Here is a 23263-nt window from a genome sequence, read left to right as displayed (position 1 = left end):
TCTCCTGTGTTGCTTATCGAGACATAGGGTGAAAAGTCGTTATTGCATCGTCAGCGCTACCGTTTCAGGCGGCGCGTCAGTCCGGGCGAGACCGTGAACCTCGATATGACGCCGATCAAAAGATCGACCGTCAGCGCAAGCGCACCGACAAGAACAGCGCCTGCCGCCATCTGGTAATAATCGTGTTGCGCCCGGCCATCGATAATAAGACGCCCCAAGCCGCCAAGGGAGACATAAGCGGCAATCGTTGCAGTTGAGATGATCTGAAGCGTTGCACTGCGCAGGCCGGAAAAAATCAACGGCAGCGCGCAAGGCAGTTCGACATCAAACAGGATATCAAGCGGGCACTTACCCATGCCGCGCGCCGCATCGACCGCCGCCGGGTCCACCGCCGCGATACCGGCATAGCTGCCGGTCATGATCGGCGGTACAGCCAGAAGCACCAGCACGATGAGGCTCGGCACGATAAACGCCATGTCGGACGAGAAGACGGGGCCGAACAGGATCACCAGGAGAACAATAAGGCCAAGGCTCGGAAGGGATCGCAACGCATTGGCGAGACCGGCGATGAACACCACGCCGCGCCCGGTATGTCCGACATAAAGCCCGACGGGCAAGCCGATCAGGCAGGCCAGCAAAAGTGCGGCGCCGCTATAGGCCAGATGCTGGATGACCAGAGCAATAACGCCACCGTCTCCGGTCCAATGGGCGGGATTTGAAAACCAGTCGATCATCGCGGCATCCTCCCCGGCTGCCATGGCGTCAGGCGATGCGCGATGAACAGCACAAGCCCATCCAGAAGCACTGCCAAAAGCACGCAAAGCACGATGCCCGCGATAATCGGGGTTAGGAATTGCAGCTGGAGGCCTTGCGTAAAGAGAAGGCCCAGCTGTGGCGTGCCGACCAGAGCGGCGACGGAAACGATGCTGACATTCGACACCACGGCAACCCGCAATCCGGCCGCGATGACAGGAACGGCCAGCGGCAATTCCACCGTCAGAAGGCGTGCCGCGCGGCGGTAGCCCATGGCATTGGCGGCCTGAAGGACATCAGGAGAAATTGAATCCAGGCCGTCGCTGACCGTACGCACCAGAAGCGCCAAGGCATACACCGTCAACGCAACGACGACATTCAGGGGATCGAGGATCCGCGTGCCAAGCACGAGCGGCAACAGAACGAACAGCGCCAGCGACGGAATTGTATAGAGAAGTCCGGCGGCACCCAGCAGAGTGGAGCGAAACACACCGGCACGCTGGGCAAACCAGCCGAGCGGCAGAGCCAGAAGCAGGCCGATCAAAACCGGGATGACGGAAAGCGAGAGATGCCAGATGAACAGCTCGGCGATCCGCCCGGACTCATTATAGAGCCAATCGAACCTCATGGCTGCATTCCAAACTGGCCGGCACGCGCCCCCTCAATGGCCGCAACCACATTAGACAGCGTGACCGTACCGACGAGTTCGCCCGATGCACTCACAACAACGCCGCGGCCTGAAGGCGAACTGAGCGCAGCATCGAGCAAATGGCGAAGACTGCTGCCTTCGGGTGCCAGCGTCCCGCTGAGATTGAGATCACCCTCGCGCAAAGGCTGTTGAAGCCCCGGCGCATCGGCCCAGCCGATGGGTCGGTTCGCGGCATCGGTCACAAGAACCCAACGGTCCGTGGCAGCATGGCGAAGGGCTTCCGGCGTCGCACCAAATGTGGCCGTCGGTTCAACCCCAAGAGGGACCGTGCTGCCGAATTCGGCGAAACTCAGGAAGCGGTAGCCTCGGTCCCGACCAATGAAGTCTGCCACGAAGGCATCCGCCGGTCGCGCCAGAAGTTCCTGCGGTGTTGCGATCTGCGCAAGCGTCCCCCCGGAGCGCAGCACCGCCACTTGATCCCCGAGCTTCAGGGCCTCGTCGATGTCATGGGTGACCATGATAATCGTTTTGCCGATGTCACGCTGAAGACGGAGAAACTCATCCTGCAACTGGCCGCGCACGACCGGATCGACGGCGCTGAACGGTTCGTCCATCAACATGAACTTGGGATCGGAGGCCAGCGCCCGAGCCACGCCGACACGCTGCTGCTGTCCGCCCGAAAGCTGCCAGGGATAGCGATCTGCAAAAGCGCTGGTCAAGCCAACGCGCTCCAACAGCTCATGTGCAGTCCGAAGCGCCTGCTGTTTCGGCGCACCGTTCAGACGCGCGGTGGTCGCGATGTTCTGTACAACGGTGCGATGGGGGAAGAGACCGGCATGCTGGATGACATAACCAATTCGGCGCCGCAACAAAGCAACATCCATCCGACCGGTTTGTTCGCCATCCAGCAGAATAGATCCGGACGACGGCGTAATCAGCCTGTTGATCATCCGCAAAGACGTTGTCTTGCCGCAGCCGGAAGGGCCAACCAGGATGGTCAGCTTGCCAGTGGGAGCCACCAGCGAAAGACTGTTAACGGCAGCTGTTGCGTCGCCGTAATGCTTGCTGACTTGATCGAATGTTATCATGCAATCCCCTGCGGTCAGTGGCTGCGCATTCACATCTGACGTAAGCGGTCAGTCATGAAGTTGTCTATACAATCATGGGGAAATCACTTTCACAAGATGGCTAAAATATATTATTAGGACACCGTTAAGGTAGCGATTGCTGACATAGATCAGAGGATCTTGAGCTCCAATCGCCTCCACCCGGCAATCTTTTTCTGAGCGTAGCGTAGACCAGCACGCCTGGAGTCATGGTGCCGACGCCCAGGTTCGGTGCAGACACTGCCGAGGTAACGCCGCCTGTCGAAATCTCCTCAATCAATTGAAATCGAGAGACATTCAAGCAGACATAAACTCTGGGAGACCTTTATGATCTATCGTTTTCGACTGCAAACTTAAGGGATTTAAGTGGTGCCGCTTGCAGGACTCGAACCTGCGACCCCATCATTACGAATGATGTGCTCTACCACCTGAGCTAAAGCGGCACGCGAGGCCGAAGACCAGCCTGCGATGTGTGCGGGTGGATACAGGCAAACATTGCAGATTTCAAGATGCCTTTTGGTATCCGTTACACTTTTCCGCAGATCCTGTCTCGGGCGGCGCGATATTCCGTGTCCAATCGATCGACCAGCGCGGCAACGGGTTCCACGGCCTTGATGGCACCGATGCCTTGCCCGCAGCCCCAGATGTCTTTCCACGCTTTGGCGCCGGTGACGGCGCTGCCGAAATCCATCTTGCTGGGATCGGCTTCCGGCAATTTGTCCGGGTCCAGGCCCGAGGCAACAATGGATGAGCGCAGGTAATTGCCGTGAATACCGGTAAAATAGTTAGAGTAGACGATATCGGTGGCGCTGGCCTCAACGAGAGCCTGCTTGTAGGCATCCGGCGCCCGCGCCTCTTGCGTGGCAATGAAGGGCGAACCGATATAGGCCATGTCGGCACCGGCTGCTTGAGCGGCAAGAATGGCGCCGCCGGTCGAGATCGAACCGGCAAGCAGCAGCGGCCCATCGAACCATTCCCGGATTTCCTGCAGGAGCGCAAAGGGTGACAGCGTTCCCGCATGGCCACCAGCCCCTGCGGCAACCGCGATCAGGCCATCGGCGCCCTTGCGGATCGCCGAATGGGCATGGCGGTTGTTGATCACGTCATGCAACACGATACCGCCGTAAGAATGGATAGCAGCATTCACCTCCGGCACGGCGCCCAGCGAAGAGATGACGATCGGCACTTTGTATTTGACGCACATGCCCAGGTCGTGCTCCAGCCGTTTGTTGGAGCCGTGGACGATCTGGTTGACGGCGAACGGCGCAGCCGGACGCTCGGGATGGGCGCGGTCATGGGCGGCAAGCTCCTGGGTAATCTCATCCAGCCACTCGTCCAACTGCGCTTCCGGCCGGGCGTTCAACGCCGGAAAGGCGCCAACCACACCCGCCTTGCACTGCGCCAATGTCAGACGCGGATGCGAAATAATGAACAAAGGCGATGCAATCACCGGAAGTCTGAGGTGACGAGACAAGATATCTGGAAGAGCCATTTGGGCCTCGAAAAATTGACGTTCGCGTAAACGTCAAAAGATTAGCAGACCTGTCGCCGGTTGAAAAGAGCAGAGCAGTTTGTCCCCCAAGCTGAGAAGACCTAGATGTTGATCCGGCTAACAGCGGCAGCCGCACTGGCTCCAGAACCATCGCAAGCCGCTCGCCAGGCTTTATAATGATGTTTTTCCACTATCGATCTGTCGGGGGATGGGCTGCGGGCTTGCGGTTTGCCTAGTCTCCGATTACCGATTCAAGGGAAGAAGAATGCCCGATACATTTCGTCGCGGGCCATGAATGTGGAAAGGTCTCGCGTGAGCGGATTGGAAACGGCCATCAGAAGCGCCCTCGACCGGTCGGAGCGATCGCGGGCTGAAGTTCGGGCCAGAATTTACCAGTCTGCGCGCCAGGCTCTGGAAGCAGGCCTCAAGAAGCAGAATGTCAATGATCCGGAGACCGTGGCCGAGCAGCGCCATCGGCTGGAAGCGACCATTCATGCGATCGAGCAGCAGGAGCGGGCACGGCTGAAAGCTGAAGCCGCCGTTGAGCCTGTGTCACGCGCTCCGGTTCCGCCGCCCACGTCGCCACCTCTCTCGACATCAACGCCGCCAAGAGGTCCCGCGCCATCGGTCTCAGCCGATGCGAACGCTCCCGGCGACGATTCAGCCTCGCTGTCCTTCGGCGTCGATCGGGATCACGGGCGGCCTGCCGAACCAAGCCTCGACCTTGATGATGTCCGGGCCGAACGGCATGACCGGGCGGATCCGGCAGGCATGTCGAGTTTTGCTTCGTTTTCGGCCCGGCCAAAGAGTGCAGAGCCAGAGAGCGCGGAAGACGAGTATGACGAGGAGCCTGTCCGTGGCATGCGGGCGGAGCCCGTTGCAAAGCCACGCCGTCGCCGGGGCGTCCTGTCGCGCTTGCTGATTTCCGTCACCCTTCTGTCTTCCATCGGCATTGCGGCCTGGTGGGTCTATTCCACCGGCCTGTTGCTGTCTCCTGACCAGCGGCAGACGGGCGCGCCCTCACCGACGCCGACTGTGTCGTCGGAAGACTTCAATGGCGACCAGCCCACCGATCAATCCGGCGGCGAAGCGGCAAACGAGCCAAAGACAATCGATCCGCAACGCGGTTTTTCCAATGATTGGATAGAGGCCTTCCAGCCCGGCGACGCCTCGAAAATCAAGGCAAGGCCAAATGCCACGGCGGATGTAGTCGGCGCCAGCGATGGCCAGGCTGTTCATATCGTTTCACGCAGCACCGACATGGATGGGACGGCCGCCATCGAAATCGCGCCTGACCTGTTGCGGCAAATGGCTGGAGGAACCTCGACCATTGCCCTGACTGTACAGTCTTTTGGTGAAAAACCGGTTCAGTTCTCGCTGAGTTGCGCATTCGATCGTCTGGGCGACTGCGCCCGTCACAGATTCACAGCCAATCCGGAAAAAGCCGACCTGTTGTTTCGAGTGACCCTGCCGAACGGCATCGCTCCCAACGCGCCTGGGCAGCTTCTGATCAACGCCGATATCAGCGGTCAGGGCAATGGCATCAATCTTTACGCGGTGCGTGTTCTTCCCGGCAAGTGATGGCGGTGGCAGTATCGTTATCTCGAACGAAACCCGAAAAGATACTGCCGCACGCCAAAACTGCTGAATGTCCACTTGAAAAACACCCTGCGGACAACGTCCGCCGTCAGAGAATATCCGGCGCCTCTGCGACGATCTTTTTGTCAATCTCGCCGATCGCCTTTATGTCGCGCCCTTCATAGTCAAGGGAAAGCAGCATATGCCTTATGACATTGAGGTGAGCCCGGCGCTTGTCATTGGCCTTGGCTACAATCCATGGGGCGTGCTTGGTATGGGTTTCCTTCAGCATCCGGTCGCGTTTTTCGGTATAATCGCCCCATTTATCCAGGGCGGCAATGTCCATGGGCGATAGTTTCCAGACCTTCAGCGGATCGTGACGGCGGTCATGAAATCGCTTGATCTGCATTTCCTGGCCGATATCGAGCCAGAATTTGAAGAAGTAAATGCCCTCCTGCCCGATCAGCTTTTCAAACCGTGGCGCCTGTTCCAGGAAATGCTCGTATTGGTCGGGCGTGCAAAAACCCATGACCGGCTCCACAACTGCTCGATTGTACCATGAACGGTCGAACAACGACATGTCGCCGCCGCCCGGAAAATGGGTGATATAGCGCTGAAAATACCATTGACCGAGTTCCGTTTCTGATGGCTTGGTCAAGGCGACATTGTGGACCGATCGAGGATTCATATATTCGAGAATGGAGTGGATCGTGCCGCCTTTGCCAGCCGCATCTCGCCCCTCGAACAGGGCCATCACACGTTTGCGGGTCGATTGCAGCCAATACTGCACCTTAACCAGTTCGATCTGGAGTTTTTTCAACTCCTCCTCATAGACCTCTCTTTTCAACTTCTTGTCATAGGGATGACCGCCAGAGCTCAGCGCTTCCTTTTCAACCCAGTCCGGCAGAACCGGATCGTCGATATCAAAGGCGCGCAATTCACCCCTGATCCGCAAAGTTACGCCGCGACTGCCTGCCTGCTGCTCGTCATCCATTCCATTCTCCCTGTCACCAAGACCGTCTGATTTGAGTATATTGACCATGAAACTGTCAAAATCTTCAACAACCTGTTTGAAACGTGGGAGTGCGACGCTTCGTTCCCGTCCGTGCGTTGACATTCATTCGTGCGTAGGCGGTAAAAACCTGTCATGCAACAGGAATAGGGTATCTCTCCAGCCCACCCATACCGCCGCCGGAGGTTTTCATTGAAGCAGTTATTTCCATCCTGGCGGCGCTTTGGCGAGCGATTGCGCGACCGCTGGGATTTTATCCTCCTGGCGATCCTGGTCTCCGGCTCGTCGGTGTTGGCCGGTGCCGATAGCGAGTTCGGCGTCGTCTTGCTGCTCTTTTCGCTGATGGTCATCCTGCTCTATAAGGGCGCAGAAGACAAAGATCCGCCGGTGCATTTCCCTGTGGCAGCCTCGCCTGTCTTGCCGCACGGCGAGGAAGTTGAGGGGCTTGTGCAGGCGACAATCACGGCCATCGACCTGCCCTGCGTGGTCTTCGGCTCGGATGGAGGCGTGGTCTTCCAGAACGGCGCCGCCGAAAAGGCGTTTGGCAAGCTGGAAACCGGCATGCATATTTCCGCCCGTTGGCGGTCACCCGGCATTCTCGATATGGTGCGCGAGACCGTCGGCAATGGCTTGCCCAACCAGATCGAACATTCCGAGGTGCTGCCCTCCGAGCGGGTCTTCGCGGTGCGGGTCGCGCCCTTGTCCCTACCGCAACTGAAGCGGGATTCTGCCCTTTTCGTCATGACGTTTCGCGATATTTCGGAACTGCGCCGGATCGACAGAATGCGTTCGGATTTCGTCGCCAATGCCAGCCACGAACTGCGCACGCCGCTTGCCTCCTTGCGCGGTTTCATCGAGACCCTGCTCGGCCCCGCCCGCAACGACCTGAAGGCGCAAGAGCGCTTTCTGGGCATCATGCTGGATCAGGCCAACCGGATGAGCCGGCTGGTGGACGATCTGCTGTCCCTATCGCGGCTGGAGTTGAAAGCCCATCTGGCGCCTGACCAGAAAGTGTCGCTCCAGCCCGTTCTAAGCCATGTGCGGGACAGCCTGACCCCACTCGCCGCAGAGCTGGATGTGGATCTGCGCCTGCATCTGCCACAGGATAGCATCGAGGTCACGGGCGACCGCGACGAACTGATCCAGGTTTTCGAAAACCTGATCGAAAATGCCTGTAAATATGGCCAGGAAGGCAAGCAGGTGGACGTCTTTCTACGCCAGAAAACAAGCGGCGTGGAAGTCAGCGTGGTGGACAAGGGGCCGGGCGTGCCTGCCGAGGATGTGCCGCGCCTGACGGAACGCTTTTACCGTGTCAGTGTTGCCGATAGCCGCTCCAAGAAAGGAACCGGCCTGGGGCTTGCCATCGTCAAGCATATCCTGACCCGCCACCGCGCGCGGCTGATCATCCGCTCGGAACTTGGCCAGGGGACCGACTTTACCGTCCGATTTTGACAGATTTCGTGTCTCTTTTTAACTCTTGGAATATTTATATAGATATATCAAATGGTTGAACTGTCACAAATGTTTCACCTAACTGACATAAAAGCAAAGCCTGTCGGGGCTTAAGAACAAGCCGCCGGAGCACGGCGATTGTAAGCGACAGACGCTTGCATCCCACACGAAAGCTCATTCTCGGGAGAGATAAATGAATATGCTGAAACTGTCCGTAGCGGCTCTGGTCGCCTCAGTCGCCTTTGCTGGCGCCGCCGCTGCGCGTGATCAGGTCCAGATCGCTGGTTCCTCCACCGTTCTTCCCTATGCCAAGATCGTTGCTGAAACCTTTGGCGAGACCTTTACCAAGTTCAAGACCCCGGTCGTCGAATCCGGCGGCACCGGCGCTGGCCTGAAGGAATTCTGCAAGGGCGTTGGTCCGGAAACCATCGATATCGCCAATGCATCGCGTCCGATCAACAAGTCCGAAGCCGAAGCCTGTAAGGCTGCTGGCGTGACCGACATCCAGGAAGTCAAGTTCGGCTATGACGGCATCGTTTTCGCCGTCGACAGCTCCAACAAGGACCTCGCCCTGGTGCCGACCGACCTTTACAAGGGTCTGGCTGCTGAAGTCGTGGTTGACGGCAAGCTTGTTGCCAACCCCTACAAGAAGTGGTCGGAAGTCAACAAGAGCCTGCCGGACACCGATATCATGGCGTTCATTCCGGGCGAAAAGCACGGCACGCGCGAAGTGTTCGAAGTCAACGTCCTCCAGCAGGGCTGCAAGGACGCCGGTGCTCTTGACGTCATCAAGGCTGCCGTTGGCGAAAAGGATGCGCCTAAGAAGTGCATCGCCGTGCGTAAGGATGGCAAGGCTGTCGATATCGACGGCGATTACAGCGAAACGCTGGCCCGCATCGCTGCCAACAAGACCGCCATTGGCGTATTTGGCCTGTCCTTCTATGAAAACAATGCAGACAAGCTGAAGGTTGCCACCGTTTCCGGCGTCAAGCCTTCGGTTGAGACCGTTGCCACTGGCAAATACCCGGTTTCGCGTCCGTTGTTCTTCTACGTCAAGAAGGCCCATCTCGGCGTTATCCCTGGCATGAAGGAATATGTCGACTTCTTCCTGTCCGAGCAGATGATCGGCACTGACGGCCCGCTGGCCAATTACGGCCTGGTTCCGGCTCCCGACAAGGAGCGCGAAGAGTTCCGCGCCAAGTTCACCGCTGGCAAGTAAGACTTTGAGGCTGGCGCGAACACTGTCCGCGCCAGCCTCATCATGATGTTGCGGTTGATGTTTATTGATGACGTAACATGCGGCCCAGCCCTTGGCGGCAGGGCGTGGAGAGGCCGGGGATGGTAGAATGAGTACGTCAATCCTAATTTTTATCGTCATAGCTATCGGGATCATCGGCTATCTGCTGGGCTCGTCACGGGCACAGTCGCTCGCGCAAGGCCGCGCGTCTGCCCTGCATTCCCGCTATGGCTATCATGGCAGTTTTGTTTCTATTCTGGCAGTTGTACCCGCCTTCCTGGTGCTGGGCCTCTGGATGGCGATTGCGCCATCGCTGATCGAAACGCGTGTACGCGATGCGATGCCCGATGCGGTCAAGGCGCAGGCAGGAGCCACCCAGAACCTCAATTACGGCACCATCGGTGCAATCGCTCGTGGCTTGAAAAGCCTTGACGACGACCAATTGGCCAAGTTGAAAAGCGCAGATGCCACGACTGCCCGCACAATGCTGGCCGAACAAGGCGTACCGCTGGCCGGCGAGCCTGAGCCCTACATGATCGTGGCGGCGGAGGCCTTGAACGGCATGCGCGCCATCAACGATCTGGCGCTGACCATCGTGGTAATCGCCACCTCGCTCGCAGGCGCCCTGTTCGGGCTTCGGTTGATCGCGCCACGCTTTCGCGCCCGCAATCGGGTGGAGCAAGCCATTCAGGCAGCCTTGGTCATCTGCTCTTCCATCGCCATCTTGACGACAGTCGGCATCATCATGTCGATGCTGACGGAAGCCACCCACTTCTTCCGGGAGGTTCCGGCCTGGCGGTTCTTCTTCGGCACGGTCTGGGATCCTCGCTTTGCCGCTGCTGGCGCCACCGATACCGGCGGCCAGTTCGGATTGATCCCGCTTCTGCTCGGCACACTCTATATCGGCGTGGTCGCCATGCTGTTTGCCGTGCCCGTCGGTCTGTTTGCTGCCATCTACATGGCCGAATATGCCTCGCCACGGCTGCGCTCGATCACCAAGCCACTGCTGGAAGTGCTGGCCGGTATTCCGACCATCGTCTACGGCTTCTTCGCGCTGACCTCGGTCGGTCCGTTCCTGCGGGATATCTCCGCCAAGATCAACGGCATCGCCACCGGCGATTTCGTCAGCTTCATCCAGGCACAGAGCGTGCTGACGGCAGGCTTCGTGATGGGGATCATGCTGATCCCCTATGTCTCCTCCCTGTCGGACGACATCATCACTGCCGTGCCGCGCTCGCTTCGGGATGGTTCGCTTGGCCTGGGTGCCACACGGTCTGAAACCGTCAAGCGGGTGATCCTGCCGGCAGCACTTCCGGGTATTGTCGGCGCGCTGCTGATGACGGCATCGCGTGCTATCGGCGAAACCATGATCGTGGTGCTGGCCGCAGGCGTTGCGGCACGTATTCAGCTCAATCCTTTCGAGCCGATGACAACAGTCACCGTTAAGATCGTCAACCAGCTGACCGGCGACCTTGAATTTACCTCTCCGCAAACGCTGGTGGCCTTCGCACTGGGTATTACCCTTTTTGCCATCACGCTTTGCCTTAATATCTATGCGCTTTACATCGTGCGCAAATACCGGGAGCAGTACGAATGAGCGAGACCCTCTCCCCCGCTGCGGCAGGCCACGGCGCTGGCGCCCTTGCCCCTGTATCGCGTCCTCGCCGGGATATCGGCATCAAGCGTCGCTACGCCGCTGAGCGCCGTTTCCGGGCCTATGGCATTGTCGCCATCAGCTTCGGTTTGTTGTTCCTGCTGCTGCTGCTCACGTCGGTGGTTTCCAAAGGCTACACAGCCTTCTTGCAGACAACGATCACCGTTCCGGTTGAGTTTAGCGAGAAGCTGATCGATCCCAGCAACCAGCGCGCCACCAATCCCGATGTTTTGGTTGCGGCCAATTATCCGGTTCTGGTGCGCAATGCGCTGGCGGCAAAACTGAAGATCGATACATCCAATCGTCCGGCAATGAAGCAATTGACCGAGATGGTGTCCGACAATGTCCGCGTCCAATTGCGCAATATGGTCGTTGCCGATCCGTTGCTTGTCGGCAAGACGGTTCCGGTCTCGGTCCTGGCCAGTGCCACAATCGATACGGCCTTCAAGGGGCAATTCGACCTGACGGTCGATGAGAGCAGCCGGAAAATTTCCGACCAGCAGATCGGCTGGATGAATACGCTGGCTGAAAGCGGCGCGCTGGCCAAGTCCTTCAATACCGGTATTTTCGTCAACGGCGCATCCAGCCGCCCGGAAGCCGCAGGCGTTGGCGTGGCCTTGATCGGTACTGCCTATATGATGCTGACCGTGTTGATCCTGGCTCTGCCCATCGGCGTGGCAACCTCGATCTATCTTGAGGAATTTGCCCCGAAGAACCGTTGGACCGACCTGATCGAGGTCAATATCAACAATCTCGCAGCCGTTCCCTCTATCGTCTTCGGCCTGCTGGGCCTGGCGGTGTTCATCAACTTCGCCGGTCTGCCGCGCTCGGCCTCGCTGGTCGGCGGACTGGTGCTCACCCTGATGACCCTGCCGACGATCATCATTGCCACCCGCGCAGCCTTGAAGGCCGTGCCGCCGTCGATCCGCGCTGCGGCACTGGGTCTTGGTGCGTCCAAGATGCAGACCGTGTTCCATCACGTCCTGCCGCTCGCCATGCCCGGCGTGTTGACCGGCACGATTATCGGACTTGCCCATGCACTGGGCGAGACCGCACCGCTGTTGCTGATTGGCATGGTGGCTTTCGTGGCGGATTATCCGGGTACGCCGCTCGATCCGTCGACAGCCCTGCCGGTACAGATCTATATGTGGGCCAATGAAGCCGAGCGCGCTTTCGTGGAGCGGACGTCCGGTGCCATCATCATTCTGCTGATTTTCCTGCTGATCATGAATGTTGGTGCCATCCTGCTGCGCAGGCGGTTTGAGCGGCGGTGGTAGAAACCAGCTGAACCACGGTCCTGGGCGATAACGTCCAGGAAAGTTCGTCGCGGCTTTCGCCAAGCAATTGCGAAAAGAAAGGCCGGAGGAGTAAGAATATGAACATGATGTCTGAATCAGCAGTTGAAAAGGCCTTGGATCAGAAGATGACCGAAGTGAACACCAAGATGGTCGGCAAGGATGTGTCCGTTTACTACGGTGAAAAGCGCGCCCTGTTCGACGTGAACCTGAATGTCCGCGAAAATACCGTCACGGCGCTGATCGGTCCTTCGGGTTGCGGCAAGTCTACGTTCTTGCGGACGCTGAACCGCATGAACGACACCATCGATCATTGCCGGGTCACCGGCCTTATCACCCTCGACGGCATGGATATCTACGATCCATCTATCGACGTTGTCGAGCTTCGCGCCCGCGTCGGCATGGTATTCCAGAAGCCGAACCCGTTCCCCAAGTCGATCTACGAAAACATTGCCTACGGCCCGCGCATCCATGGTCTCGCCCGCAACAAGGCAGACATGGACCAGATCGTCGAAAAGAGCCTTCAGCGCGCCGGTCTTTGGAACGAAGCAAAGGATCGCCTACAGGAGCCGGGAACGGGCCTTTCCGGCGGACAGCAGCAGCGTCTGTGCATTGCCCGCGCCATTGCCGTCAGCCCGGAAGTCATCCTGATGGACGAGCCCTGCTCGGCCCTGGACCCGATTGCGACGGCCAAGGTGGAAGAACTGATCCACGAATTGCGGGCCAATTTCACCATCGTCATCGTCACGCATTCGATGCAGCAGGCCGCTCGTGTGTCCCAGCGCACGGCAATGTTCCATCTCGGCCAGTTGGTCGAGGAAAACGATACCGACAAGATGTTCACCAACCCGGACGACCAGCGGACCCAGGACTATATCATGGGCCGGTTCGGCTGATCCGACGGTTGATTGAAAATGCATCTTTTTAAAGGATCAGAACATGACAGCGCATATCTACACCGCCTTTGACGAGGAACTGAAATATCTAATGCGCCGCATTTCGGAAATGGGCGGTCTGGCCGAGCAGATGGTGGGTGAATCCGTTCGCGCGCTGGTCAATTCCGATGCCGCCCTCGCCCAGAAGGTGATCTCCGACGACGTGATCATGGACAATGCCGAGCGCGAAGTGGGTGACAAAGCGATCGTCACCATCGCAAAACGTCAGCCCATGGCCGCCGATCTGCGCGAAATCATCGGTGCGCTCAGGATTGCCTCGGATCTGGAGCGCGTCGGCGATCTCGGTAAGAACAATGCCAAGCGGGTCATGGCCGTGCAAGGCACCGGCGTGCCGCGCAAGCTGGCCCGCGGCATCGAGCATCTTTCGGAACTGGCGATGACCCAGCTCAAGGAAGTGCTGGATGTCTACACCACCCGCTCGGCGGAAAAGGCCAAGTCGATCCGCGACCGCGATGAGGAGATCGATGCAATCTACACCTCGCTGTTTCGCGAATTGCTGACCTATATGATGGAAGATCCGCGCAACATCACCACCTGCACGCACCTTCTGTTCTGCGCCAAGAATATCGAGCGCATCGGCGACCATGCCACCAATATCGCCGAGACCATCTATTACATGGCCACTGGCGCACAGCCCGAGGGTGAGCGCCCGAAGGACGACACGACGACCGCTTTCGGGGTCGCCGATTGAGATGACAATGCGAGGATGTTGACCCATCCCCGCATTGCATGACGTGTTGATATCTCAAGGCATCAAGACCTTGAGATATCAAAGAAAAGCATACCAAGAGCCATGATCTGTGGCTGCCGGTATGAAACCATGACGGAGATTGGCATCGGACAGCTCAGCGTCTGACGCCAAATGGGGTGGGGGCTTCACCCGAAGGTTCGACCTGTGGCGACAGGCCAGCCTTCCAGTCACAGTAGAGCGCCATCATGAAGCGCAAACATGCTGTAAACATCGAAATTCTCGTATTGCCGTGTTCTTTTTCGCCAGAGCGGACAAGGAAAGGCTTGCGGGAAGACTCTCTCATTGAAGGTATGGGATCGAATGCTGCCGAAAATTGCCGTCGTTGAAGACGAAGAAGCCCTGAGCGTCCTTTTGCGTTATAATCTGGAATCGGAAGGCTATGAGGTCGAAACCATTCTGCGGGGAGACGAAGCCGAGCTTCGCCTGCAGGAGCGGGTGCCGGATCTGCTGATCCTCGATTGGATGTTGCCGGGTGTTTCCGGCATTGAGCTATGTCGTCGCCTGCGGATGCGGCCCGATACCGAGCGCCTGCCGATCATCATGCTGACCGCGCGTGGCGAAGAGAGCGAACGGGTGCGCGGACTTGCCACCGGTGCCGACGATTATGTCGTCAAACCGTTCTCGACGCCGGAACTGATGGCCCGCGTCAAGGCGATGCTGCGCCGCGCCAAGCCGGAAGTTCTGTCCAGCCTGCTGCGTTGCGGCGATATCGAGCTTGATCGCGAAACCCATCGTGTCCATCGCAAGAGCCGCGAAGTGCGCCTCGGGCCCACCGAATTCCGGCTGCTGGAGTTCCTGATGACCTCACCCGGCCGGGTGTTTTCCCGCTCTCAACTGCTGGACGGCGTCTGGGGCCATGACATTTATGTGGACGAGCGCACAGTCGATGTCCATGTCGGACGGCTGCGCAAGGCGCTCAACTTTTCCAATATGCAGGACGTGATCCGCACGGTGCGCGGCGCCGGCTATTCGATGGAAGCATAAGATCGCTGCTCTGTTTTTATGGACCGAAACCCCAGTGGAACGAAAAAAGCGAGCCGGGCGGCTCGCTTTTTTTATGACATGCGATCGGAGATCACGGGCAGAGATCAGCGCGCGTTCGCAGCAGCCCGGCGCCGCTCGTTTACCGGCTGGTAGGCGAGCTTCGCGTGATATTTGCAATAGGGAGAATTGTCCTGGCTGTCGCAGCCACAGAAGTGAAACTCGTCGGTCATCGGGTCGCCAACCGGCCATTTGCAGGTCCGCTCGGTCAGGTCCGTCAGCGACAGACGGCGCGAGGCTGGCAGAATGGTGGTGTTGAGAACCGGCAAAGCAGCCATGTTCTCGGTGACATCCATGTCGAGATCTTCGTTCAGCGCGGTCGCCGCAGCAGTGCGCGCGGCAGGACGCGGCGCGCTTGAAGGCGTGCGTGCGGCAAAACTCGGTGCACGAGGCGTGGACGGCGCTGGCCGCTTGGGTGTGCGCGCTGGTGTCGCGGCGGGACCGCCTGCCTTGGCGCGTCCGGGAAGGCACAACCGATGCACCTTGCCAATCACGGCATTCCGGCTGACGCCGCCAAGCTGCGTCGCAATCTGACTTGCGCTCAGGCCTTCGGCCCATAATTTCGTGAGTCTTTCAACTCGCTCGTCCGTCCAGTTCATGCCGCAATCTCCGCCTGGTGCACGCGCTTGACGCGGAATCCATCATCCATGTCCCGGAAGGTTCCGGAACCCAACTTTCCTCGTGTTGTTGGTGACTTTTCCGCCGCATGCAGTGTAGTAATTCGTTATTAACCTAGTGTGAGCCTGACTCCGTGACAAGAGTCGCCGAATCATCGTGAATCGAATTTCAGGCTTTTCCCCAACTTGCTATCCACCGATTTTTTATCGAGGCGGTTTGTTCAACAGCGCTTGCAAGGACATGTCGGAGCAATGCCTTTGCCCCGATGTTTTGTTGACAACGCTGGCGGAAGCCGGAATAGTGCAAATGCCGCCGAAAGGCGGCATTTTTGATTTTTTCCACCGGTTTTTCGGTGGTTAGCCTATAAACTCATTGAGACTTCAAAAAGCCGCTCGAAAGGATTTTCCGCCATGGCTCAGACATCAACGCCGCTGTTCAACACGTTTTCACGTGCGCCGCTGCGTTTCGAGCGAGGCGAGGGCCCGTGGCTTTACACTGAAACAGGTGAGCAATATCTCGACTTTGCCGGCGGCGTCGCCGTGACGTCCTGCGGCCACTCGCATCCGCATCTCGTCGAGGCATTGAAAAGCCAGGCGGAAAAAGTCTGGCATCTTTCGAACCTCTATGAAGTTCCCGGCCAGGAACGCCTGGCCGCAAGGCTGGTCGAGGCAACATTTGCCGACAAGGTGTTCTTCACCAATTCCGGAGCCGAAGCGCTCGAATGCGCCATCAAGACGGCTCGCCGCTATCACTATAGCAAGGGCCATCCGGAGAAGTTCCACATCATCACTTTCGAGGGTGCCTTTCATGGCCGCACCATCGCCACCATCGCTGCTGGCGGCCAGGAGAAATATCTTGAAGGCTTCGGCCCCAAGGCGCCCGGCTTCGACCAGGTGCCGTTCGGCGATCTCGACGCATTGAAGGCGGCGATCACCGACAGCACGGCTGCGTTGCTGATCGAACCTATCCAGGGCGAAGGCGGTATTCGCGTCGTGGGGAGCGAGTTCCTGCGCGAATTGCGGGCAATCTGCGACGAGAAGGGCCTGCTGCTCATTCTCGACGAAGTACAGTCGGGCGTGGGCCGGACGGGCAAGTTCTTTGCCCATGAATGGGCTGGCCTCACCCCCGACATCATGGCGGTGGCCAAGGGTATTGGCGGCGGCTTCCCGTTCGGTGCCTGCCTTGCCACAGAAGAGGCTGCGTCCGGCATGACGGCTGGCGTGCATGGTACGACCTATGGCGGCAACCCGCTGGCCATGGCGGTCGGCAATGCCGTTCTCGATCTGGTTCTCGCCGATGACTTCCTGCAAAATGTCCGGGATGTGGCGCTGATCTTCCGGCAGGGTCTGGCTGGTCTGAAAGACCGTTTTCCAGGCGTGATCGAAGACGTGCGCGGCGAAGGCCTGATGCTCGGCATCAAGGCCGCAGTGCCATCCTCCGAACTGCTGCATGCGATGCGCCACGAGCATATTCTGGGCGTTCCGGCAGGCGATAACGTCATCCGCCTGCTTCCGCCTCTGACGCTGACTGCCGAACAGGCCCGAGAAGGCCTCAAGCGCATCGAACAGGCCGCCGAGGCTTTGTCCGCGCAGGCCGCCCTCAAAATCGCTCAGGCATGAACGACAGGTAACACCATGGCATCCCCGAAACACTTCCTCGATCTCTCGGCCATGACGTCCGAGGACCTTCACTCTATTCTGTCCGACGCCCATCAGCGCAAGACCAGAACCCGGGCCGGAACAGCGGACAAGCCGCTGGCCGGCAAGATGCTGGCGATGATCTTCGAAAAGCCATCGACCCGCACCCGTGTTTCCTTCGATGTCGGCATGCGTCAACTGGGCGGCGAGACGCTGTTTTTGTCCGGCACGGAAATGCAGCTTGGCCGCGCCGAGACGATTGGCGATACGGCCAAGGTTCTGTCGCGCTATGTCGATGCGATCATGATCCGCACCACTGATCACAACCGCCTGCTGGAACTGGCCGAACACGCCACCGTTCCGGTGATCAATGCGTTGACCGACCTGACCCATCCCTGCCAGATCATGGCTGATATCATGACCATCGAGGAACATCGCGGTCCGATCCGGGGCAAGACGCTGGCCTGGACGGGCGACGGCAACAATGTGCTGCATTCGCTGGTCGAAGGGGCGGCCCGCTTCGGCTACCGGATGAACATGGCTGTGCCAATGGGCTCTGAGCCGGAAGACCAGATCCTCAACTGGGCGCGCAACAATGGCGGCGAGATCATGCTGTGCCATGATGCCGACCGCGCCGTGACCGGTGCCGATGCCGTCATCACCGATACCTGGGTGTCGATGAACCTGGAGCACAAGGCACGCGGCCATAACGTATTCCAGCCTTTCCAGGTCAATCCCGCCCTGATGAAACAGGCAAAACCCGATGCGCTGTTCATGCACTGCTTGCCCGCTCATCGCGGTGAGGAAGTGACCGATGAAGTGATCGACGGGCCGCAATCAGTTGTGTTCGACGAGGCGGAAAACCGGCTACATGCCCAGAAGTCCATTCTCGCCTGGTGCCTTGGCGCAGTATGATGGTTTCAGTCTACTGAAAGCCTTGCAGAGCGGGGTTACAGGGTGTGCTGCGCTTTGAGATTGCGAGAGCATGGCTGATGCGCAATTTTACCGCTTGATCTTGAGGCGGGAAGATACCATTTGTCCGTCTTGTTTCGAGGCATGGGCTTTTCCTCGGTTCGGACAGGTCGCTGTGAACCTACCTTGACCAAATAATCGTCATGCAGTCATTTTAGATTGCAGCGCCGTGCGGTAGATGCATGGCGTTGCCCTGCATTCATCCAGGGATGCATTCGTGCCAGGAGTTGTGCCATGACAGACAAATTGAGCGCGTTGGGCGAGTTCGGCTTTGCCGGTGACGACCGGGTCGTACCCTTCCAGGTCGATGGTCTGGATGTGCGTGGCCGTGCGGTCCAACTCGGGCCTTTGCTCAACACGATCCTGGATCGGCATGACTATCCCCCGGCTGTTGCCCGCCTGCTGGCCGAAGCGATTGCACTGACGGTGCTTATCGGCACCTCGCTGAAATTCGAGGGCAAGTTCATCGTCCAGACCAAAAGCGATGGTCCTGTGGATTTGCTGGTCTGCGACTTCGCCACGCCGGAAAATGTCCGTGCCTATGCCCGCTTTGACGAAGAGCGGTTGGCGCAGGCGCTGGCGGACGGCAAATCGACACCGACCGACCTGCTTGGCGCGGGCATCCTGGCCTTCACCATCGATCAGGGCAATTACATGCAGCCCTATCAGGGCATCGTGCCGCTGGATGGTTCCTCGCTGGAAGACATTGCCGGTTTTTATTTTCGCCAGTCGGAGCAGATCCCGACGCGGGTGCGTCTGGCCGTGGCCGAGCTGTTTGATCGAGACAGTTCCGGCAAGCCGCGCCACAGCTGGCGCGCTGGCGGGTTGATCGCACAATTCCTGCCGGAGGCCCCTGAGCGTATGCATCAGGGCGACCTGCCGGGCGGCGATGGTGACGACAATGCGTATGACGGTCCCGATGATGACAATTGGGCGGAAGCCCGGATGCTGGTGGAAACCATCGATGGGGACGAGTTGACCGATCCGCAGATCGGCACCGAACGGCTACTGTTCCGGCTTTTCCACGAGCGCGGCGTCCGCGTTTACGAACCACAAGCAGTCCATGATCGGTGCAGCTGTTCCCGCGACAAGATCAAGGGCGTGCTGAAGGGTTTTACCGCCGAGGAAATCGCTGCCAGCGAAGAAGAGGGCGAGATTTCCGTGACCTGCGAATTCTGCTCGACCACGTATAAATACGAGGCCGATGAAGTGACGCCCGCATAATTTGCCAGCGCTCAACGGATCAGGATTGCCCTGAAATCATTGACATTGGTGCCAGTCGGGCCGGTTTCAAACAGGTCGCCCAGCGCTTCAAAGGCGCTATAGCTGTCATGGGCATCAAGCAGGGCCGCGCCATCCAGACCCTGTTGTTTTAACCTGACAATGCTGGTGCCATCGGCAAAGGCACCGGCATTGTTTTCCGTGCCATCAATGCCATCGGTATCGGCGGCAAGCACCTCGATATCGTGACCAGCAATGCCCAGCGCCATGGCCAGCGCGAAAGCGCTGTTGCGCCCACCGCGTCCTGTGGCCTGCGTTCCTTGGTTTTTGATGGTGACCGTGGTTTCGCCGCCGGACAGCAAGACGACCGGCTTGGGAAATGGCCGATCCTTAGCCGCGATTTCACGGGCCAGCGCGGCATGAACGCCAGCCACATCACGCGCCTCCCCCTCGATACTGTCGGACAGGATTGCAGCGCGCACGCCAGCCGCTTCAGCGGCCAGCGCTGCGGCCTCCAGCGAGACGCTGGCTGACGCGATGACATGATGCCGGTTGCGCGCAAAGGCTGGATCGTCTGGCCGGGGCGCATCGGAGCCTGGAGAATTCAGGTGGTCCAATGCCGCCTGTGGCAGTCGCAAACCATAGGCGCGAACAATCTCTAGCGCCTGGTGACGGGTCGAGGCATCCGGCACGGTCGGGCCGGAAGCAACATGCGCCGGATTGTCGCCGGGAATATCGGAAACGATCAGACTGACGACGGGCGCTTTGGTCAAGGCGGCTAGCCTTCCGCCCTTGATCGTGGACAGGTGTTTGCGCACCACGTTCATCGCGCTGATCGGCGCACCGCAGGCCAGCAATTGCCTGTTGAGGTCGATCTCGTCTTCCAGCGTCATCCCGGCGGGCGGAGCGGGCAGCAGCGCCGAGCCGCCGCCGCAGATCAAGGCAATCACCAGATCATCGGGACCAAGCGGGGCAACGAGGTGTTTCAGCCGTTCAGCCGCGGCGAGACCATTGGCATCGGGCACCGGATGCGCCGCTTCGAGCAATTCCAAACGGGCGAGCGGGCAGCCATAGCCGTATCGAGTAACGACAACACCTTCCAGCGGGCCGTCCCACAGCGTCTCCAAGGCCGCTGCCATCTGGGCGGCCCCTTTGCCAGCACCCACAACCACCGTGCGGCCCTTTGGTCTGGCAGGCAAATGGGTTCGGATTCCATTCAGTGGATCGGCCGCAGCAACGGCAGCAGCAAACAGGGAGGCCAGAAAGGAACGGGGGGCAAGCGTCAGAGGAGCCATCACCAAACTTATGCAGCCCTCGCCTTGGCAATTGCCTCCTTCAGGGCTTTTTCATCCAGCGCGCCGGGATAGAGTGTCGTTCCGATCACGAAGGATGGCGTGCCGCGAAAATTCAGCGCTTGCGCCTGGAGCCAGTTGCGGTCGAGCAGGCGAGAAATCTTGTCGCTGTTCTTGTTGGCGGCAGCCTTGACGACGGTCATGTTGACACCAACACTTTCAAGCGCCTGGGAAACGCTATCGGGCGTCAATCCGCCCTTCATATCCAGCAGGGCATCTTGGGCCGCTTTGTACTGGCCAAGGTCGGGAATGGAAAGAACAGCTTGGGCCGCGACGACGGAGGCCGGACCAAAGACCGGCCAATCCTTCATCACCAGCCGCACATGGCCGTCGTCCTTCACCACTTTGCTGACAATAGGGTGATAGGTTTTGCAGTAGCCGCATTGATAATCGAAGAATTCGGCAATGGTGACATCACCCTTTGGATTGCCCAGCACAGGAATATCCTTATCGAAGAAAATCTCCTGCGGACCGAGCTCCTTGGCCCTCAGCAAACCGGGCGTAGCAAGGCAAGCGGCAGCAGCAACCAGTGTCCGGCGTTTGATCATGATGGAATCCCCATTGTGAGTGCAAACTATCATGGGTCTTGCAGGTCGGAATAAAAATTTTCGTGTCCGGCGCAGAGCGATCAGGTGATCGCTGAAAAACGCAAGCAAGTGCCGTGGCGGTCAAATCTGATGTCTATAGTGGCGCGACGTCCAGATAGCGTTCCAGAAATTCCGACAGTAGCGTTGTCGGCACCAGCATGACCACGGTGATGGTCGAGACCAGCAGGGTCTGACCATCCAATACTGCCGATGTCAGCCGGAATACGCCACCGACCAGGCCAAGCAGAAGCAACAGCCAGAGCAAGATCACCACCTGCCCTAACCCCGGCATCAGCACGGATATGGCGATCAGCAGTGCATTGGCATAGGCAATCGGCAGCGCCAGCCAGTTGGATGTCACCACAAGGGCGTTGAAGCGGTCGTCAATCGAGAAGAAGCGGCAGATGAAACCAACCAAGATCAGCGGCAGCATCCAGCTGGCCAGATCGATCATCGTCATGCGCAGGAAAAACAGGGTCCGCATCTGTGCATAGACCGGAATATCCTCCAGCAAGGCCTGATACCAGAACACCCATGAAAACATCATAGCCGGCAAAGACCATGCGATGGACCAGAAGGAGCGGTTGACGCCCCGGTCGGACAGATCGAGATAGCTGAACCCCTGGCGGTCGCCTTTCAGCAACAGCCAGATCCCGGTCAGGTAGATTTCGACCTCTTTAAGCCCCGGCATGAGTAAACCAGCTGCTGATGAAGGCGCCATATATGCCGGTCAACGCCTCCAGATCGGAGACGGCAACCCGCTCATCGACCATATGCATGGTCTGGCCGACAAGGCCGAATTCCACCACCGGGCAGTAATCCTTGATGAAGCGGGCGTCGGACGTACCCCCTGTTGTCGACAGGGCTGGCGTTTTACCGGTCATTTTTTCGATGGCAGCACTCAAGGAGGAGATCAGCGCGTTGTTGCGGGTCAGGAACACCTGGCTTGGCCGGTCGGCCCAGACCAGCTCATAGGCAATCGGCGGGCGGCCTGGTCGCAGCAGCGGATCGGCGCTGGCCGTATCGAGCCGGGCAATGATTTCGGTCCGCAGCGTCTCGGCGGTCCAGGTATCGTTAAAGCGGATATTGAATTTGGCGCTGGCACGGGCCGGAATGACATTGGTGGCGGCGTTACCGACATCAATCGTCGTGACTTCCAGATTGGAAGGCTGAAAATTTTCCGTTCCCGCATCGAAGGCCGGATGCATCAGCGCTTCCGCAAGCTTGATCATGCCCCGCACCGGATTGTCGGCCAGATGCGGATAGGCGGCATGGCCCTGGACGCCCTTTACGATGATCTCGCCTGACAGCGAGCCGCGCCGCCCGATCTTGATCATGTCGCCAAGCTGGTCGGGATTGGTCGGTTCGCCCACCAGGCAGGCATCCCAGCGCTCGCCTTTGGCGGCGGCCCATTCTAGCAGTTTGGTGGTGCCGTTGATCGAGGGGCCTTCCTCATCACCGGTTATCAGGAAGGAAATAGACCCCTTCGGCGCGCCTTGGCTTTCGATATGGCGGGCAATGGCGGCGACAAAGCAGGCGATGCCGCCCTTCATATCGACCGCGCCACGTCCGTAAAGTTCGCCTCCAGCGATCTCGGCGGAAAACGGCGGATAGGTCCAGTCCGCCTCATTGCCTACAGGCACCACATCTGTATGCCCGGCAAACATCAGATGCGGCCCCTCCGTGCCCAGCCGGGCATAGAGGTTCTCGACATCCGGCGTGCCCTCTTCGCGCGCCACCATCCGTTCCACGGTAAAGCCCAACGGTTCCAGCATGGCGGCCAGCGCCGACAGCGCCCCGCCCTCGGCAGGCGTCACGGAGGGGCAGCGGATCAGGGTCTGAAGATTGTCGACGGGATCGGTGGCAGATGAATTGGCTGGATGCTTTGACATATCGATCT

At 59.0% G+C, this 23263-nt stretch carries 21 protein-coding genes and 1 tRNA gene; 11 read left to right on the top strand and 11 right to left on the bottom strand.

Going from position 1 to position 23263, the window contains the following annotated elements:
- Positions 1-56 precede the first annotated feature (56 nt).
- The 5 genes from AVI_RS02035 to AVI_RS02015 all read right to left on the bottom strand — a co-directional run bounded on the left by AVI_RS02035 (position 57) and on the right by AVI_RS02015 (position 4000).
- A complete protein-coding gene (locus AVI_RS02035; protein ID WP_015914780.1) occupies positions 57-734 on the bottom strand; it encodes an ABC transporter permease in 678 nt (225 codons plus the stop codon).
- Positions 731-1381 (bottom strand): ABC transporter permease, encoded by a 651-nt coding sequence (locus tag AVI_RS02030; RefSeq protein ID WP_015914779.1) that lies wholly within the window; start codon positions 1379-1381, stop codon positions 731-733. The genes AVI_RS02035 and AVI_RS02030 overlap by 4 nt, the downstream gene beginning before the upstream one ends.
- Complete coding sequence (locus AVI_RS02025; protein ID WP_015914778.1) at positions 1378-2490, bottom strand: ABC transporter ATP-binding protein; 1113 nt, start codon at positions 2488-2490, stop codon at positions 1378-1380. The genes AVI_RS02030 and AVI_RS02025 overlap by 4 nt, the downstream gene beginning before the upstream one ends.
- A 385-nt stretch (positions 2491-2875) precedes the next feature.
- Positions 2876-2951 (bottom strand) — tRNA-Thr (locus AVI_RS02020).
- An 83-nt stretch (positions 2952-3034) separates the two neighbouring features.
- Positions 3035-4000, bottom strand: a complete 966-nt coding sequence (locus AVI_RS02015) for an NAD(P)H-dependent flavin oxidoreductase (RefSeq protein WP_015914777.1) — start codon at positions 3998-4000, stop codon at positions 3035-3037.
- Between the two features lie 312 nt (positions 4001-4312).
- Between AVI_RS02015 and AVI_RS02010 the strand changes: the two genes are divergently transcribed.
- On the top strand, positions 4313-5581 hold the full coding sequence (locus AVI_RS02010) for a hypothetical protein (RefSeq protein ID WP_041697427.1): 1269 nt from the start codon (positions 4313-4315) through the stop codon (positions 5579-5581).
- Between the two features lie 106 nt (positions 5582-5687).
- Here AVI_RS02010 and ppk2 read toward each other — a convergent pair whose 3' ends face one another.
- Positions 5688-6572, bottom strand: coding sequence for a polyphosphate kinase 2 (gene ppk2, locus AVI_RS02005; RefSeq protein WP_015914775.1), 885 nt, complete (start codon positions 6570-6572; stop codon positions 5688-5690).
- A gap of 252 nt (positions 6573-6824) precedes the next feature.
- On the opposite strand from ppk2, the gene phoR reads away from it, so the two are divergent.
- The 7 genes from phoR to phoB all read left to right on the top strand — a co-directional run bounded on the left by phoR (position 6825) and on the right by phoB (position 14919).
- Complete coding sequence (gene phoR, locus AVI_RS02000; RefSeq protein WP_041697424.1) at positions 6825-8042, top strand: phosphate regulon sensor histidine kinase PhoR; 1218 nt, start codon at positions 6825-6827, stop codon at positions 8040-8042.
- Between the two features lie 193 nt (positions 8043-8235).
- Entirely contained in the window at positions 8236-9261 is a 1026-nt protein-coding gene (locus AVI_RS01995) for a substrate-binding domain-containing protein (RefSeq protein ID WP_015914773.1), read from the top strand.
- Positions 9262-9388: 127 nt separating this feature from the next.
- Complete coding sequence (pstC, locus tag AVI_RS01990) at positions 9389-10876, top strand: phosphate ABC transporter permease subunit PstC (protein ID WP_015914772.1); 1488 nt, start codon at positions 9389-9391, stop codon at positions 10874-10876.
- The gene (pstA, locus tag AVI_RS01985) at positions 10873-12210 is read left to right on the top strand and encodes a phosphate ABC transporter permease PstA (protein WP_015914771.1); all 1338 of its coding nucleotides are present in this window, start codon (positions 10873-10875) and stop codon (positions 12208-12210) included. Before pstC ends, pstA begins: the two co-directional genes overlap by 4 nt.
- A gap of 98 nt (positions 12211-12308) precedes the next feature.
- A complete protein-coding gene (gene pstB / locus AVI_RS01980; protein ID WP_015914770.1) occupies positions 12309-13124 on the top strand; it encodes a phosphate ABC transporter ATP-binding protein PstB in 816 nt (271 codons plus the stop codon).
- Positions 13125-13167: 43 nt separating this feature from the next.
- The gene (phoU, locus tag AVI_RS01975; RefSeq protein WP_015914769.1) at positions 13168-13875 is read left to right on the top strand and encodes a phosphate signaling complex protein PhoU; all 708 of its coding nucleotides are present in this window, start codon (positions 13168-13170) and stop codon (positions 13873-13875) included.
- Between the two features lie 360 nt (positions 13876-14235).
- A complete protein-coding gene (phoB, locus tag AVI_RS01970) occupies positions 14236-14919 on the top strand; it encodes a phosphate regulon transcriptional regulator PhoB (protein ID WP_015914768.1) in 684 nt (227 codons plus the stop codon).
- A 104-nt stretch (positions 14920-15023) separates the two neighbouring features.
- Here phoB and AVI_RS01965 read toward each other — a convergent pair whose 3' ends face one another.
- Positions 15024-15575, bottom strand: coding sequence for a GcrA family cell cycle regulator (locus AVI_RS01965; RefSeq protein WP_015914767.1), 552 nt, complete (start codon positions 15573-15575; stop codon positions 15024-15026).
- A gap of 429 nt (positions 15576-16004) precedes the next feature.
- Between AVI_RS01965 and AVI_RS01960 the strand changes: the two genes are divergently transcribed.
- From AVI_RS01960 to AVI_RS01950, 3 genes are all read left to right on the top strand, one after another.
- Positions 16005-17213, top strand: coding sequence for an aspartate aminotransferase family protein (locus AVI_RS01960; RefSeq protein ID WP_015914765.1), 1209 nt, complete (start codon positions 16005-16007; stop codon positions 17211-17213).
- A 15-nt stretch (positions 17214-17228) separates the two neighbouring features.
- Positions 17229-18146 (top strand): ornithine carbamoyltransferase, encoded by a 918-nt coding sequence (gene argF, locus AVI_RS01955; RefSeq protein WP_015914764.1) that lies wholly within the window; start codon positions 17229-17231, stop codon positions 18144-18146.
- Between the two features lie 291 nt (positions 18147-18437).
- Positions 18438-19427 (top strand): Hsp33 family molecular chaperone, encoded by a 990-nt coding sequence (locus AVI_RS01950; protein WP_041696131.1) that lies wholly within the window; start codon positions 18438-18440, stop codon positions 19425-19427.
- A gap of 11 nt (positions 19428-19438) precedes the next feature.
- On the opposite strand, the gene AVI_RS01945 is transcribed toward AVI_RS01950, so the two are convergent.
- From AVI_RS01945 to dapE, 4 genes are all read right to left on the bottom strand, one after another.
- Entirely contained in the window at positions 19439-20719 is a 1281-nt protein-coding gene (locus AVI_RS01945) for a glycerate kinase type-2 family protein (RefSeq protein WP_417883313.1), read from the bottom strand.
- 8 nt (positions 20720-20727) lie between these two features.
- Positions 20728-21327 carry a DsbA family protein gene (locus tag AVI_RS01940; protein WP_041697419.1) on the bottom strand — a complete coding sequence of 200 codons (600 nt, stop codon included), beginning with the start codon at positions 21325-21327 and terminating at the stop codon, positions 20728-20730.
- 130 nt (positions 21328-21457) lie between these two features.
- The gene (locus tag AVI_RS01935) at positions 21458-22054 is read right to left on the bottom strand and encodes a hypothetical protein (RefSeq protein WP_015914760.1); all 597 of its coding nucleotides are present in this window, start codon (positions 22052-22054) and stop codon (positions 21458-21460) included.
- Positions 22041-23255 carry a succinyl-diaminopimelate desuccinylase gene (gene dapE / locus AVI_RS01930; protein WP_015914759.1) on the bottom strand — a complete coding sequence of 405 codons (1215 nt, stop codon included), beginning with the start codon at positions 23253-23255 and terminating at the stop codon, positions 22041-22043. Before dapE ends, AVI_RS01935 begins: the two co-directional genes overlap by 14 nt.
- Between the last annotated feature and the right edge of the window lie 8 nt (positions 23256-23263).

This window comes from Allorhizobium ampelinum S4 (assembly GCF_000016285.1).
GTDB classification, from domain to species: Bacteria; Pseudomonadota; Alphaproteobacteria; order Rhizobiales; family Rhizobiaceae; genus Allorhizobium; species Allorhizobium ampelinum.
The sequence above is the reverse complement of the archived record's forward strand: the minus strand, read 5'-3'. Positions and strand labels throughout refer to the sequence as shown.

Coding starts and splice junctions, on each gene's coding strand:
- AVI_RS01995 (WP_015914773.1), top strand. CDS start 8,236: ATGAATATGCTGAAACTGTCCGTAGCGGCTCTGGTCGCCTCAGTCGCC.
- pstC (WP_015914772.1), top strand. CDS start 9,389: ATGAGTACGTCAATCCTAATTTTTATCGTCATAGCTATCGGGATCATC.
- AVI_RS02030 (WP_015914779.1), bottom strand. CDS start 1,381: ATGAGGTTCGATTGGCTCTATAATGAGTCCGGGCGGATCGCCGAGCTG.
- AVI_RS01945 (WP_417883313.1), bottom strand. CDS start 20,719: ATGGCTCCTCTGACGCTTGCCCCCCGTTCCTTTCTGGCCTCCCTGTTT.
- dapE (WP_015914759.1), bottom strand. CDS start 23,255: ATGTCAAAGCATCCAGCCAATTCATCTGCCACCGATCCCGTCGACAAT.
- phoB (WP_015914768.1), top strand. CDS start 14,236: ATGCTGCCGAAAATTGCCGTCGTTGAAGACGAAGAAGCCCTGAGCGTC.
- AVI_RS01960 (WP_015914765.1), top strand. CDS start 16,005: ATGGCTCAGACATCAACGCCGCTGTTCAACACGTTTTCACGTGCGCCG.
- AVI_RS01965 (WP_015914767.1), bottom strand. CDS start 15,575: ATGAACTGGACGGACGAGCGAGTTGAAAGACTCACGAAATTATGGGCC.
- argF (WP_015914764.1), top strand. CDS start 17,229: ATGGCATCCCCGAAACACTTCCTCGATCTCTCGGCCATGACGTCCGAG.
- pstA (WP_015914771.1), top strand. CDS start 10,873: ATGAGCGAGACCCTCTCCCCCGCTGCGGCAGGCCACGGCGCTGGCGCC.
- ppk2 (WP_015914775.1), bottom strand. CDS start 6,572: ATGGATGACGAGCAGCAGGCAGGCAGTCGCGGCGTAACTTTGCGGATC.
- AVI_RS02035 (WP_015914780.1), bottom strand. CDS start 734: ATGATCGACTGGTTTTCAAATCCCGCCCATTGGACCGGAGACGGTGGC.
- pstB (WP_015914770.1), top strand. CDS start 12,309: ATGAACATGATGTCTGAATCAGCAGTTGAAAAGGCCTTGGATCAGAAG.
- AVI_RS02025 (WP_015914778.1), bottom strand. CDS start 2,490: ATGATAACATTCGATCAAGTCAGCAAGCATTACGGCGACGCAACAGCT.
- phoU (WP_015914769.1), top strand. CDS start 13,168: ATGACAGCGCATATCTACACCGCCTTTGACGAGGAACTGAAATATCTA.
- AVI_RS01935 (WP_015914760.1), bottom strand. CDS start 22,054: ATGCCGGGGCTTAAAGAGGTCGAAATCTACCTGACCGGGATCTGGCTG.
- AVI_RS02015 (WP_015914777.1), bottom strand. CDS start 4,000: ATGGCTCTTCCAGATATCTTGTCTCGTCACCTCAGACTTCCGGTGATT.
- AVI_RS01950 (WP_041696131.1), top strand. CDS start 18,438: ATGACAGACAAATTGAGCGCGTTGGGCGAGTTCGGCTTTGCCGGTGAC.